The organism is Pseudomonas sp. JV414 (assembly GCF_032424305.1).
Taxonomy (GTDB): Bacteria; Pseudomonadota; Gammaproteobacteria; order Pseudomonadales; family Pseudomonadaceae; genus Aquipseudomonas; species Aquipseudomonas lini.
In genome coordinates this window covers 203,587-217,700 of the sequence record NZ_VYKC01000020.1, presented here as the reverse complement: position 1 = coordinate 217,700, position 14,114 = coordinate 203,587, and the positions used below count along the sequence as shown (strand labels likewise).

General features: G+C 58.8%; 9 protein-coding genes. 6 read left to right on the top strand and 3 right to left on the bottom strand.

The genetic code is table 11. From position 1 onward, the window contains the following. Nucleotides 1-18: 18 nt before the first annotated feature. Both F6R97_RS20680 and F6R97_RS20675 read right to left on the bottom strand, forming a co-directional pair. Nucleotides 19-453 carry an NUDIX hydrolase gene (locus F6R97_RS20680; RefSeq protein ID WP_038983615.1) on the bottom strand — a complete coding sequence of 145 codons (435 nt, stop codon included), beginning with the start codon at nt 451-453 and terminating at the stop codon, nt 19-21. A 241-nt stretch (nt 454-694) separates the two neighbouring features. Further along, a complete protein-coding gene (locus F6R97_RS20675) occupies nt 695-2,053 on the bottom strand; it encodes an HD domain-containing phosphohydrolase (protein ID WP_048395533.1) in 1,359 nt (452 codons plus the stop codon). 254 nt (nt 2,054-2,307) lie between these two features. On the opposite strand from F6R97_RS20675, the gene F6R97_RS20670 reads away from it, so the two are divergent. The 6 genes from F6R97_RS20670 (at nt 2,308) to F6R97_RS20645 (ending at nt 12,548) form a co-directional block, all read left to right on the top strand. Continuing rightward, on the top strand, nt 2,308-4,614 hold the full coding sequence (locus tag F6R97_RS20670; protein ID WP_038981831.1) for an EAL domain-containing protein: 2,307 nt from the start codon (nt 2,308-2,310) through the stop codon (nt 4,612-4,614). Next, complete coding sequence (locus F6R97_RS20665; RefSeq protein ID WP_038981829.1) at nt 4,611-6,485, top strand: putative bifunctional diguanylate cyclase/phosphodiesterase; 1,875 nt, start codon at nt 4,611-4,613, stop codon at nt 6,483-6,485. Before F6R97_RS20670 ends, F6R97_RS20665 begins: the two co-directional genes overlap by 4 nt. 45 nt (nt 6,486-6,530) lie before the next feature. Then, the gene (locus F6R97_RS20660; RefSeq protein WP_038981827.1) at nt 6,531-7,490 is read left to right on the top strand and encodes a cytochrome-c peroxidase; all 960 of its coding nucleotides are present in this window, start codon (nt 6,531-6,533) and stop codon (nt 7,488-7,490) included. Continuing rightward, nucleotides 7,487-9,298: a DAHL domain-containing protein gene (locus tag F6R97_RS20655; protein ID WP_038981825.1), complete on the top strand. Its 1,812-nt coding sequence runs from the start codon at nt 7,487-7,489 to the stop codon at nt 9,296-9,298. Before F6R97_RS20660 ends, F6R97_RS20655 begins: the two co-directional genes overlap by 4 nt. Beyond that, nucleotides 9,295-10,701, top strand: a complete 1,407-nt coding sequence (locus F6R97_RS20650) for an ATP-binding protein (RefSeq protein ID WP_038981823.1) — start codon at nt 9,295-9,297, stop codon at nt 10,699-10,701. The genes F6R97_RS20655 and F6R97_RS20650 overlap by 4 nt, the downstream gene beginning before the upstream one ends. A 227-nt stretch (nt 10,702-10,928) precedes the next feature. Beyond that, nucleotides 10,929-12,548: an FMN-binding glutamate synthase family protein gene (locus F6R97_RS20645; RefSeq protein ID WP_315867008.1), complete on the top strand. Its 1,620-nt coding sequence runs from the start codon at nt 10,929-10,931 to the stop codon at nt 12,546-12,548. Here F6R97_RS20645 and F6R97_RS20640 read toward each other — a convergent pair. Further along, the gene (locus F6R97_RS20640; protein WP_050682189.1) at nt 12,526-14,079 is read right to left on the bottom strand and encodes a glycosyltransferase family 39 protein; all 1,554 of its coding nucleotides are present in this window, start codon (nt 14,077-14,079) and stop codon (nt 12,526-12,528) included. The two genes, F6R97_RS20645 and F6R97_RS20640, sit on opposite strands and share 23 nt — an antisense overlap. Nucleotides 14,080-14,114: the final 35 nt, after the last annotated feature.

Genomic DNA, 14,114 nt, shown 5'->3' with positions numbered 1-14,114 from the left:
TCCTCCGTCCTTGGACGATCAGGCAGTTTCGATCAGTGAGGCTCGATAAAACGGCAAGATCAGGTCTCGTGTCAATGGCGCCAGCGTGACATCGCCGTCAGTGGCCGGATCGATCCAGCGCACCTCTTCGATCTCCGCCGCCGGGGAAACGTGCGAATCGATGGTCAGTTGAAAGAGTTCGGCCTGTACGACATAACCCGGCTCATTGGCGGCCGGTGCCGAGAATTGCCCCAGATAGACGGCATGCGCCGGATCGATGACCAGCCCCAGCTCCTCCTCCAGTTCACGGGCAAGAGCATGGACCGGTTGCTCATGGGCCTCGATCTTGCCCCCCGGCTGCATGAACGCCTGGGTGCCGCGCTTGCGCACCAACAGGGTGCGACCGTCGGGGCCGATCAGCAGGGCAGCGGCAATGCGGATGAGACGGGGCGAAGCGGCGGATGAAAGCGTCATGGGTCTGGATTGGCCTTGGGTAAAGGCAGCAAGGATCACATGCATGCCGGTTCTTCGTCACGCCGAAAAAAGCATCTGCAGAACCCCCTGTGGGAGCGACTGTGGCGAGAGGGCTTGCCCCCGTTGGGCTGCGAAGCGGCCCCAAAATCTCTAATGCACCAAAGATCTTGTGAGTGCTACGCACTCAAACGGGGGCAAGCCCCCTCGCCACAGGGGGCCCACAGTGCTAAGTCTGGAAAGCTCACCCCGTCTCGAGCAGCGCGCCCTCCACTTCCTCCGGCACTTTCACAAAAATGCTGTACTTGGCACCTTCCATCGCCTCGAAGGCGATCAACTTCTCCACCAGCGCCCCATTCAATACCTTGCCGGCATTGAGCAACAGCATGCCGTTGTCGGCATTGAGATTGCGCGCCAGGATCATGCCCGCCACCAGATCCCGGGTGGTCAGCACCTTGACCGTCGGATCGGCCAGCGTCACGTCGCTCAGATAAGTGGCGCAGACCTGAATGAAATCCTCCACCAGTTCCGGGTCGTAGAGGCGACCGGCGTATTGGCGGATATACACCAGGGCTTCATCGCTGTTCATCTGCCGTTCGAGAATCAGCCCGCGCTGCAACTCGATGAAATCCACCGCCAGTTTCAGCAACCGCGAACCGAACGGAATCGCTTCGCTTTTGAGCCGATCAGGAAAACCGCTGCCGTCCCAACGCTCCTGGTGATGCAGGATCAGCCGGGCGGCATCCTTCATCGGATCGAGCGTCATCAGTAGCGACTCACTCTGCTTCGGATAACCCCGATAGCGCTCGCGGTCACTGTGATGCAGCAGGTCCGAGGGCGTGCTCATCATGCTGTCGGTCCAGCTCAACTTACCGATGTTGTAGAGCGCCGCTGCCATGGTCAGGTCACGACTGGAGCCTTCATCCAGGCCATGGAGTTTGCAGTACACCCGCACCAGTTCGATGATCTGCCGGTTGGTCTGTTTGGCGGGCGGCAGGCGCAGGTTGGCCAGCAACGAAAACACTTCGGTGCCGGTGACATAGCTGCGTTTGAGCTCTTCGTAGGCCAGGTCCAGCATGTCGGCGGTCTGTTGCAGCTCGCTGGTGCGGGCCGCGACGTGTTTTTCCAGGGTGGCGTTGAGCAGCTTCAATTCCTCGTTCCGATCCCATGTCTCCTGCACCAGACGCAAGCGCTCACGCTCGGAATGCTGATAGGCGAGTGATTGTCGCAACATCAGCAGCATTTCCTCATCGTGCCAGGGTTTGCTGATGTAACGATGAATCTGCCCTTCATTGATGGCTTTGATAATGGCCGACGGATCGGCATAACCGGTCAGCATGATCCGGAGGGTGTCGGGGTAACGCTGATGGATGTGCGCCAGCAGCGTCGAGCCATCCATATTGGGCATACGCGCGTCGCTCATCACCAGATCGATCGGCTGCCGCGCCATGATCTCCAGCGCCTGGGCACCGCTGGTGGCCAGCAGCACCTCGTAGGGTTGGCCGCGCAGCAGGCGGCGCAGGCTGTTGAGAATCGACTCCTCATCGTCGACCAGCAGTAACTTGGGTTTATAGGTCACAGTCGTGGGGAGTTGCTCTTCCATGGCATTACCTCAAGAAAACGTGTGTCTTTATCGCGCGCGGGGCGAACATCCTGGCGTTCCCGAGCCTGACCTACAGGCTAGATGATTTTCAGTCCGACCCCGGAAATGATTCGTTTCAGTCAACCGGGCGAAGTGCTGGCCGGGCGACTATGCTCAGATCACTCGGATCCAGAACGATACCCGCTCCATCCAGCGATCAGGGAAGGGATACCCTCTATGAGCCCATTGCACCAACCTGCTGTCAGTACAGGCGCATGTCAGTGAACACGCTGCTTGCGCGCATTAATCGTCGGATTCTCATCGTTGATGACACGGCGTCGATCCATGAGGATTTCGCCAAGATTCTCAGCCCGCCATCGATCGAAGATGACAGCCTGACCAGCGCCGAAAACGCCCTGTTCGGTACCCCCGCGTCGTTATCGTTGCAAAGTTTCGTCATCGATTCCGCGTTTCAGGGCCGCGAAGCGCTGGACAAGGTCGAAAGCGCGCTGGCGAATGACTCGCCCTACGCGATGGCCTTCATCGACATGCGCATGCCGCCGGGCTGGGACGGCCTGGAAACCATCGAACGCCTATGGCAGGTCGATCCCAAGTTGCAGGTGGCGCTCTGCACCGCGTATTCCGACTATTCCTGGGAAGACATCGCCGAGCGCCTGGAACTGGGCGATCGCCTGCTTATCCTGAAAAAGCCCTTCGATGCCATCGAAATTCGCCAGATGGCCAGCGCATTGACCGCCAAGTGGCAAATGACCGAAGACGCAGCGCTGAAGATGTCGCTGCTGGAGCATGCGGTCGAGGAGCGCACCCGGGAGCTGTCCGACGCCAACATCATCGTGCAGAACAGCCCGACCATTCTGTATCGGCTGCGGGGCGAACCGTCGTTTCCGTTGATGTACATCTCCCACAACATCACCAAATACGGCCATATCGCGGCGGCCTTGGTGGCTTCGTCCAACTGGGCGCAGGAGCTGATCCATCCCGACGATCAAGCGAAAGTCGACACCGCCATGGCCCGGGTGCTGGACCGCCATGCGGCAGGTGCTTCCATCGAATTCCGGATGCGCACCGGCGACGGCGACTGGCGCTGGGTCGAAAACCGCTATATCCCGGTGCGCGACGATGAAGGCCGCTTGCTGGAGGTCGAAGGCATCATCATCGACGTCACCGAACGCAAACTGGCCGAGGAAAAGATTGCCCTGTTGGCCCGCACCGATGGGCTGACCGGGCTGGCCAACCGCGCGACGCTGATCGAGCGGCTGCACCAGGCGTTCGCCGCCGCACGGCGCGGGGCCACACCGTTCGCCATGTTTTACCTGGATCTGGATCACTTCAAACGCATCAACGACACCCTGGGCCACCCGGTGGGCGACTTGTTGTTGCAGGAGGTCGCCAGGCGCATCAAAAACTGCGTGCGCGAAAACGACGTGGTTGCCCGCCTGGGTGGCGACGAGTTCGCGATACTGCAACTGGATGTCGGCGATCCGACCCAATCAGCGTCCCTGGCCGCCAAGGTCCGCGATGCACTGGTGCTGCCCTACTCCCTGGCCGGCAATGATGTGCGGGTCTCGGTCAGCATCGGCATCAGCAGCTACGTCCCGGTCTGCCTCAGCGCCGACAGCCTGTTGACCCAGGCCGACATGGCGCTGTATCGCTCCAAGGAAAAGGGCCGCAACCAGTACCACTTCCACTCAGAGGAAATCAATCAGGAAGTGGTCGAGCGCATGACCATCGCCAACGACCTGAAAAAGGCCATCGAGCACGACGAACTCGAACTGCGTTACTGGCCGGAAGTAGACCTGAGCAGTGGCAAAATCCTCGGCATGGAAGCACAGGTCAGCTGGAACCACCCCCAGCGCGGGTTACTGGAGGCCCCGGCGTTTCTGCCCGCCGCGGAAAAAACCGGCATCATCATCGCCCTCGGTCACTGGGTGCTGGAGCGCGCCTGTCGGCAAATGCGCCAGTGGCGAGACGAAGGCATGGCGCCACCGGTGGTGGCGATAAAACTGTCCCTGGCCCAACTCAAGAGTGGTCCCGAGCTGATCTATGACGTGTTGCGCACCACCGCCCGCTGGGAACTGTGCCCGTGGGACCTGCGTTTCGACGTCACCGAAGCGACCCTGGCCCAGACCAAGTGGACGCACAACGATATCCTGCCGCGCCTGCATGAGCTGGGGGTGAAGATCGCCATCGATGACTTCGGCACCGAATACTCTTCGTTCGACTACCTCAAGACTTACCAGGTCAATCACCTGAAACTCGCTCAGGCGTTCATCGACACCGCCGCCCACGACACGGCCAGTGCCACTACCTTGCGGGCAATCATCAATTTCGCCCGCGACGTTGGGATCGGCATCATCGCCGAAGGCGTCGAAACCCAGGAGCAACGCAGTTCGCTGATGGCCACCGGCTCACCGATGAACGCCCAGGGTCACTACTTCAGCCAAGCGGTCAACAGCCAACAGGCCGCCGAATTGCTGAAGGCCGGGAGCATCGTGCACACCAACCACGGAACCGGAGCGATGCCCGACGACCCGCGGCGTGCCACGGAGGACAAGGAATGAAAACTCCGTTCGCCCAGGCTAACCGGCGCATTCTGATCATCGACGACACGCCTTCGATCCATCAGGACTTTCGCAAGATTCTCGGCCCGGATACCGCCGACGAACAAACCATCGCCGGCACTGAAGCAGCGCTGTTCGGCAGCCAGCAATCTACTCGGCTGATATTCCAGCTCGACTCCGCCTACCAGGGCCAGGAAGCGCTCGAACTGGTCAAGCGTGCCCAGGCACAAGGTCGCCCTTACGCCATGGCATTCACCGACATGCGCATGCCCCCGGGCTGGGACGGACTGGAAACCATCGAACGGCTCTGGAAGGCTGATCCTCACCTGCAAATCGCGCTGTGCACGGCCTTCTCCGATTACACCTGGGAAGCCATGGCCGAACGACTGGAGTTCGGCGATCAGCTGCTGGTGCTGAAAAAACCTTTCGACAGCCTGGAAATCCGCCAGATGGCCAGCGCCCTGACCTGGAAGTGGCAGATGGCGCAGGACGCGGCCATGAAAGTGCTGACCCTGGAGCAAACCATCGAGGCCCGGGTCCACGAGCTGCTCAAGGTATCGCACTTGTTGCAGTACGACGTATTGACCGAATTGCCCAACAGCACCTTGCTGGGCGACCGGCTGAACCAGTCACTGGCCCTGTCACGACGCCATGACAAACAACTGGCCGTGATGTTTCTGGGGCTCGATCGCTTCAAGCGCATCAACAATGCCTTGGGTCACCCGACCGGTGACGAGATGCTCAAACGTGTCGGACAAAACCTGGTGGCTTGCGTGCGCGCGTCCGATTCGGTGTTTCGCTACGGCTCCGATGAATTTGTGGTGATCCTGGCTGACATCCATCACCCCCAACAGACCAAGGGCATCGCCGAAAAGCTCTTGAACGCCATACGCGCGCCTCAACACATCGCCGGCCACGACCTGAGCGTGACGGCCAGCCTGGGCATCAGCATCTATCCCGAGGACGGTTTCGATGCCATCGCACTGATCAAGAAAGCCGAAACCGCCATGCGCAACGTCAAGGAAAGCGGCCCGAACGATTTCAGCTTTTTCATCGATGAGATGAACCAGCGCGCCCGGGAACAGCAGAGCATCGAGTCGGGTATTCGTCTGGCGCTGGAACGCAACGAATTTGTCCTGCACTACCAGCCTAAACTCGACCTGGGCAGCGGTAAGGTGGTCGGCGCCGAGGCGTTGATCCGCTGGCAAAAACCGGGACAAGGCTGGGTTTACCCGACAGACTTCATCGGTGTGGCCGAAGACAGCGGCCTGATCGTACCGTTGAGCAAATGGGTGCTCGCCCAGGCCTGTCGACAAGCCCGTGCCTGGCAGGAGAAAGGCCTGCCGAAGCTCTACATGTCGGTGAACGTGTCGGCCATTGATTTCCGCCAGCGGGATTTTGTCGAGGGTATTGAACAGATACTCAAGCAAACCGGTATGGATCCCACCTTGCTGGAACTGGAAATCACCGAAGGCGTATTGATGCAGAATGTCGAGGCCACGATGGTCGCGCTGAATCGGCTCAAGGCATTGGGCGTACGGCTGGCCATCGATGACTTCGGCACCGGCTATTCCAGCCTGAGTTACCTGCAACGGTTTCCCATCGACGTGTTGAAAATCGACCAGTCATTCATTCGTGGCCTGAGCAGTGACAGCAATGACGCGGCCCTGGTCAGCGCCATCATCAGCCTGGGCAAGAGCCTCAAACTGACCGTCATTGCCGAAGGGGTGGAAACCCTCGAACAATTGAATTTTCTCAAGGCCCTCCAGTGCGAGGAAGGCCAGGGTTACTACTTCAGCAAAGCCGTGGAGCCGGACGCCTTCGTGCAATACCTGACGTCCGTGCCCCCCGCTCCATCCGCCGCCACATGAATGATGTGCAACGACACCCAGGGCCCTGCGCCAAGGAATCACAAGATGTCGAGCCCCTTCTACTACCTGCTTCTTGCGCCTCTACTCGGATGTTGTCTGATAGCCAGCGGCGCACCGCTGGACGAACCACTCAAACCCTTGCCCGCGGTGCCCCAGCAGAACCCCTTGCAAGTCGAACTCGGTCGTCGGTTGTTCAACGAGCCACGCCTGTCGGTCAACAACAGCCTGTCCTGCGCCAGTTGCCATCGTCTGGAAATCGGAGGCGCCGACGACAAAGCATTGTCTATCGGCTTCAAAGGCGATCCCCTGACGATCAACACCCCCAGCGTCTTCAACTCAAGTCTGAATTTCCGGCAATTCTGGAACGGCCGCGCCGACACCCTGGAAACACAGGCCCACGAAGTGGTGCAGAGCCCCAGCGAAATGGGCAGTCATTGGGAGCATGTCGTTCAGACACTGGCCGCCGACCCGGCTTACAAAAGCGCTTTCGCCAAGGCCTACCCGGACGGCGTGACTATGAACAATGTGCAAAATGCCCTGGCCACCTATGAGCGCACGCTGATCAGCGGCAACTCGCGTTTCGACCAATACCTGCTGGGCAATACCGAGATTCTGACGACCGAGGAGAAGTACGGTTACCAACGCTTCAAGGACTACGGCTGCATCGCCTGCCATCAGGGGGTGAACATCGGCGGCAACATGTTCCAGAAATTCGGGGTCATGGGCGATTACTTCCAGGTCCGGGGCAACCCCACCGAAGCCGATCTGGGCCGTTATCTGGTCACCAAGGCTGAAGAAGATCGCAACGTGTTCAAGGTTCCGAGCCTGCGCAACGTCGCCGTGACCGCGCCGTACTTTCACGACGGCTCGGCCAAGACCCTCGAAGAAGCGGTAGACGTGATGTTCAAGTTCCAGCTCGGTCGCGTGCCCTCTGACAAGGACAAGACCTTGATCATCAAATTCCTCAAGACCCTGACCGGTGAGTGGGGAGGCAAACCTTTATGAAAACGTACCACCGTCGCAACCTGGTATTGCTCAGTGGCGTGGCCTTGTTGTTGGCCTCGACTCTGCTGTTTCTGTACCTCAAATCAAGCTCCGACCAGACCTCGACTTATGCCGAGTCCCGGGATCTGATCGGCCGGATCAAACAGTTCAACGCGCAGTGGGAAACCGAGATTCTCAAGGCCAGGATTGCTATCAGTAACAACTACGATCCGCTGGTGGCACCGCTGACCGAGATGACCCACCTGTGGGAGCGGTTCGAGAGCATGGAGTCCAATCACGGCCGCAACGACTCGCCGATCTGGCGTGCCAGCCATGATGCTTATCATGCCGCCATTCAGGAAAAAACCCGGCTGGTGGAGCAGTTCAAATCCCACAACGCGGTGCTGCGCAACTCACTGGCGTTTTTGCCCACTGCCGAAGACGACATCCAGGAACCACTTGCCCAACTGGTCGACGAAGACAAACTGCAATTACAAAACATTGCCACCGATACCTACGACTTGCTGCTCAGCAGCCTGGAGTTCGCCCAAGTTGCCTCCGATGACAAAGCGGCCGATATTCTGGTGGGACTAAACAAACTGGGGGTGAACAAACAACGATTACCGGAGCAGTTCCATAGCCCGATCGATATTTTGAGTAGTCACATCGCGCTGATCCTGCGTGAACAACCGGCGGTCAATCGGTTGCTGGAAAACATCGAAGCCATTCCCGTGGCCGAACGGCTGGACGACATTACGGCTCTGCTGAACAAGGATCAGCAGCAAACCGATGCAGCCAACCGGCGCTACCACTTCTACATGCTGGTGTTTTCGACGCTACTGGTGATGGTGCTGGTGTACCTGGCAACTCGCCTTATGCGCAGCTTCGGCGAGATCAACCGGGTCAACAAGGAACTGCAAACTGCCAACGACATCCTCGAACAACGGGTCGAAGAGCGCACCCGAGAACTCAAGAATACCCAGAGCGAATTGCTCGACACCGCGCGTCAGGCCGGCATGGCTGAAATCGCCACTAACGTGTTGCACAACGTCGGCAACGTGCTCAACAGCGTGAACATCTCGGCCGACCTGGTCACCCGCAAGCTGCGTAGCAGCAAGGCCCAAGGGTTGGGCAAGGCGATGCAGTTGATCAACGCGCATCAAGACAACCTGGGCGTCTTTCTGACCCAGGACGAAAAAGGAAAACTACTGCCCGGCTACCTGAATCAATTGGTGGAGGCCATTGCCCTTGAACAACAAGGCATGGCCGACGAACTCGCGCAACTGAGCAAAAGCGTCGACCACATCAAGGACATCGTCGCCACCCAGCAGTCCTACGCAGGCGCCAACAGCCTGATGGAACCGCTGCACATCAGCGAATTGCTGGAAGACGCCTTGCGAATGAACGCTGGCGCCCTGTCCCGGCATCACGTTACGGTGGTCAAGGAGTATGGCGACGTACCGCAAATCATGGGCGACAAACACCGATTGTTGCTGATCCTGATCAACCTGATCAGCAACGCCAAATACGCCATGACCGACCTCAGTAACCGCCCGCGGCAAATGATCCTTGGGGTGAAAGTCGTCGAAGACACGATTCTGCAAATCAGCGTCAAGGATGACGGCGAAGGCATTGAGCCGGAGAACATGACGCGGATCTTTGCCCACGGTTTTACCACCCGCAAAGAAGGTCACGGCTTCGGCCTGCACAGCTGTGCCTTGGCCGCGATCGAGATGAACGGCCATCTCACCGCCCACAGCGACGGGCCGGGCAAAGGTGCACTGTTCACGTTGCAGATCCCGTTGAAACCCGTCATGGAGGAAGCATGAGCGACCTTTCGAACCGACGCATTCTGCTGATCGACGACACGCCGTCCATCCATGAAGACTTTCGCAAGATCCTCACCCCGACATCGGCGCAGCATGTAGAACTGGACGAAATGGAGGCCACGCTGTTCGGCAGCGAAGTGAAATCCACCAACCTGCTGTTCGAGCTGGATTCAGCCTATGGCGGTCAGGAGGGTCTGGGCAAACTCATCCAGGCAATACAGGAAAACCGCCCCTACGCCCTGGCCTTCGTCGACATGCGCATGCCTGAAGGTTGGGACGGTGCGCAGACCATCGAACACCTGTGGCAGGAAGATCCGCAGCTACAAGTTGTAGTGTGTACCGCCTATTCCGACTATTCCTGGGATGAACTGCTGGAACGCTTGCACGCCCACGATCGCCTGCTGATTCTGAAAAAGCCGTTCGACAACATTGAAGTTCAGCAGATGGCCAACACCCTGCTCACCAAATGGGAAATGACCGAGCGGGCGTCCATTCAGATGAGCCATCTGGAGCATCTGGTGGATCAGCGCACGGCCCAGTTCAAGCAGGCCAGCGAGGCGTTGCAGCGGGAAATCGACGAGCGCAAACAACTGGAAAGCCAACTGGTGCAGTCGGAAAAGCTCGCCTCGCTGGGGCAACTGGCGGCGGGCGTCGCCCATGAGATCAATAATCCCATCGGCTTTATTTCCTCCAACCTCGGCGCCCTCGATGGCTACTTCAAGCAACTGCAGGAAATGCTCGATGCCTATCGGGAAGCGGAAAACGCCATTGGTTCAAGCGAGGTCATCGACCGTCTCGGTCAGTTACGTGAACGGGTGGAACTGGACTTTCTGCGCGAAGACATTCCACTGCTGATCAAGGAGTCCAAGGAGGGCATCGACCGAGTCGGGCGGATCGTCAAAGACCTGAAGGACTTCTCCCGCGTGGACTCCAATCAGGAATGGCAGTGGACCAATCTGCAACAAGGCATCGAGTCGACCCTGAACATCGTCGCCAATGAACTCAAGTACAAGGCCGATGTGGTGAAGGAGTTTCAAAAGCTGCCCGATATCGAATGCCTGCCGTCGCAAATCAATCAGGTAATCATGAACCTGATCGTCAACGCGTCTCAGGCGATGGGGCCGGAGCGGGGCACCATCACGCTGCGCACCGGCCTTGAAGGTGAAACGGTGTCGATCGAGGTCGCGGACACGGGAATCGGCATCGAGCCAGACAACCTGCAGAAAATATTCGATCCGTTCTACACCACCAAACCGGTAGGCCAGGGGACGGGGCTCGGGTTGTCTCTGTCCTATGGCATCGTGAAAAAACATCAGGGCGATATTTCGGTACGTAGCGAAGTCGGGGTGGGCAGCACGTTTCGGGTCGAGTTACCGGTGCGGCAATCGAAAGCGGCTGTCTGACCAGCCGAGCAAGGGATCAAATCTAAATCCGGGCTGTTTTCGTTTTTTCTCCAGGCGCAGAATGCCTGACGCAGCGCTTTTCTGTAGGAGCAGAGCTTGCTCGCGAAGAGGTCATCATATTCAACATTGATGGTGGCTGACACACCGCTTTCGCGAGCAAGCTCTGCTCCTACAGGGATGAGTGTACCCAGGCTGCAAACAACCGAGTCCGAACCCAAGGAAACCGTATGAGCCTGTCCCTCCTGAGCCGCTACGCCTTCTTTGCCGTCTGTGTGATATTCACCCTCGCCAGCCTGCCCTTTCTGGAGCACGACTGGCTCTGGCCGATCACCGCCGTCACCGGCATCCTCAGCCTGGTAGGGCTGTTCGATCTGCTGCAAAGCCCACACGCGGTGCGCCGTAATTATCCGATCCTGGGCAACATCCGCTATCTGGTGGAGGGTATTCGACCGGAAATCCGCCAGTACCTGCTCGAGTCCGACAGCGACGCCCTGCCCTTCTCCCGGGCTCAGCGTTCGCTGGTCTATTCACGAGCCAAGAATGAAAGTGCCGACAAACCCTTCGGCACACTGATCGACGTCTATCAGTCGGGCTTCGAATTCATTGGCCATTCCATGCGTCCGGCGCCATTGAGCGACCCGAGCAGTTTCCGGGTAATGGTCGGTGGCCCGCAGTGCTCCCAGCCGTACTCGGCGTCGGTATTCAACATCTCGGCCATGAGCTTCGGCTCCCTCAGCGCCAACGCCATTCGCGCATTGAACCAGGGTGCCAAACTCGGCAACTTCGCCCATGACACGGGCGAAGGCAGCATCAGCGCCTATCACCGGGAAAACGGCGGCGACCTGACTTGGGAACTCGGCAGCGGCTACTTCGGCTGCCGCACCGCCGATGGCCGCTTCGACCCGGAACGCTTCGCGGCACAAGCGCAGACGCCCCAGGTGCGGATGATCGAAATCAAGATGAGCCAAGGCGCCAAGCCCGGTCATGGCGGCATCCTGCCCAAGCACAAAGTCACCAAGGAAATCGCCGAAACCCGCGGCATCCTGATGGGCGAAGACTGCATCTCGCCGTCACGCCACAGCGCGTTTTCCACGCCGATCGAACTGATGCACTTCATTGCGCAACTGCGTGAACTGTCCGGCGGCAAACCGGTGGGCTTCAAGTTCTGCCTGGGCCACCCGTGGGAATTCATGGGCATCGCCAAGGCCATGCTGGAAACCGGCATCCTCCCGGACTTCATCGTGGTCGACGGCAAGGAAGGCGGTACCGGCGCCGCGCCTGTGGAGTTCACCGACCACATCGGCGTGCCGATGCGCGAAGGTCTACTGTTCGTGCACAACACGCTGGTGGGCCTGAACCTGCGGGACAAAATCAAACTCGGCGCCAGCGGCAAGATCGTCAGTGCCTTCGACATCGCCAGCGTCCTGGCCATCGGCGCCGACTGGGCCAACTCGGCGCGCGGCTTCATGTTCGCCATCGGCTGCATCCAGTCGCAAAGCTGCCACACCAACAAATGCCCGACCGGCGTCGCCACCCAGGACACCCTGCGCCAACGCGCCCTGGTGGTTCCGGACAAGGCCCAACGGGTGTTCAACTTCCACCGCAATACGCTCAAAGCCCTGGCCGAAATGCTTGCCGCCGCGGGCCTCGATCATCCTTCACAGCTGTCGGCCAAGCATCTGGTGCGACGCATGTCGGCGACCGAGATCAAACTGTTCTCGCAGTTGCATGTGTTCCTGAAACCGGGGGAATTGCTGACCGGCGAAGTGAATGGCGAGTTTTATTCGCGGATGTGGCAGATGGCGCGGGCGGATAGTTTTGAGCCTAATGAAGCGGCGGCTGCATAGGCCGTGTTTGCGCGCCAGCCTCAAGGAAGGCTGGCGTTACATCAAGAACGAACAAGCGGGCCTCACTGTCCCCCGCCTTTAGCGTCAACGCCTGTTTCCAGTGTTTGGGAAACAAGGCGTCATGTTCAGGACGCGCTTGGCCCGTTACCCACCAGATCCGCCTGCCATTCAGTTTCAGGGCCGAAAAATCGTTGAACAGTATCGAGTGCAGAGGACGGGGAATGAGTGCCCAACCACCGTATTCGCCGGTTCCCCAAAGGGCGCCAGTCGGTGTTTTGACCACGTATAACCTCGGCTGAATACCTGTCGAGTTGTAGTACATGAACGGCAAGTACCAATACAGGTTATCTACGACGATCTCGTCACCCGGACGGACTGCGCGACCGAGACCCGCGACCACGGCATCCAGCCTTGCGTCTTTGCGAATGCTTGTCCCGTTCATCTCATCCGTTTGCGCGTAGACCGCCGAAAGCCCGTGTACTTCTGCCAATAAAACCAAAGCCATGGCGACAGCGGCAAGAACAGCATGGCGTTGACTCCATGCGTCCAGCGCGAGTGCAACGATAAGGGGCAACGCGGCGGCAGCAAACACCAGGTATCGGGCATTGAAAACCGGCACGATCAACGACACCAAGAAAATGGTCAGCACCGGCACAAAGAAATAGCCCACCAACAAGATGCTGAAAGGTCGCTCACTGCGTGCCTTGAGCAGCACCGCAGCGGCGCAAACAACGATCAACACCGAGGGCAACACACGCCATAAGGATGAATGACTGACCGCGCCCTCCATCATCACCAGTTGCCAAACGAAGGTCGGCGCTGTCTGCCAGGTGAGCGGCGGTATCCACTCAAGCCCGTCCATTCGCAGCAATTGATCGATGAAGTGAGGTACCCACGGCAGGTACAGCACAACGATCGCGCTGTTGGCCAAGACCCACGCACGAATCGGTATTGCCGTGGACCGACTGTCATCTCGCACTCGCCACGCACAAATCCAATGCACCAAAACGCACAGCGCGGCGAAGTAATGCGTGTAGAAAGCAGCCGTCATCAACAGCACGTAAAAAACCGGATAACGTTTTTGATCCGGTGCCTTGATCCAGCACACCAGCGCCACGGTCGCGCCCATCAGCCAAAAGCCGAGCAAGGTGTACATTCGCACTTCCTGGCTGTAACGCACCGATATCGGTAGCAATGCCAACAACACTGCCGCTATCCAGGTCGCCTTTCGCGATGTCACCAGGCTCATCAATTTAATGCACAGCAGCAGCGTGCCGACATCGGCCAGAGCACTCAGGGATCGCGTCGCCAAGACACCATTGCCGAACAACACCATCCAGAAATGCAGCAAGACATAGTAAAGCGGTGGATGCACATCCCGCGCTGTCGTAGCCCAGATGTATGACGGCGAGCCCTCAGCCAGCAGCAGGCTGTAGGCCTCGTCGTACCAGATGACCGGCACAGTGATGGAGTGAAACCTTGCGAACAACGCGAGGACGATCACCGCCACTAGACCTGCCCTGTCGGCCATCCGGGATGGAAAACTTTCGTGAGGGATCGAAGAGG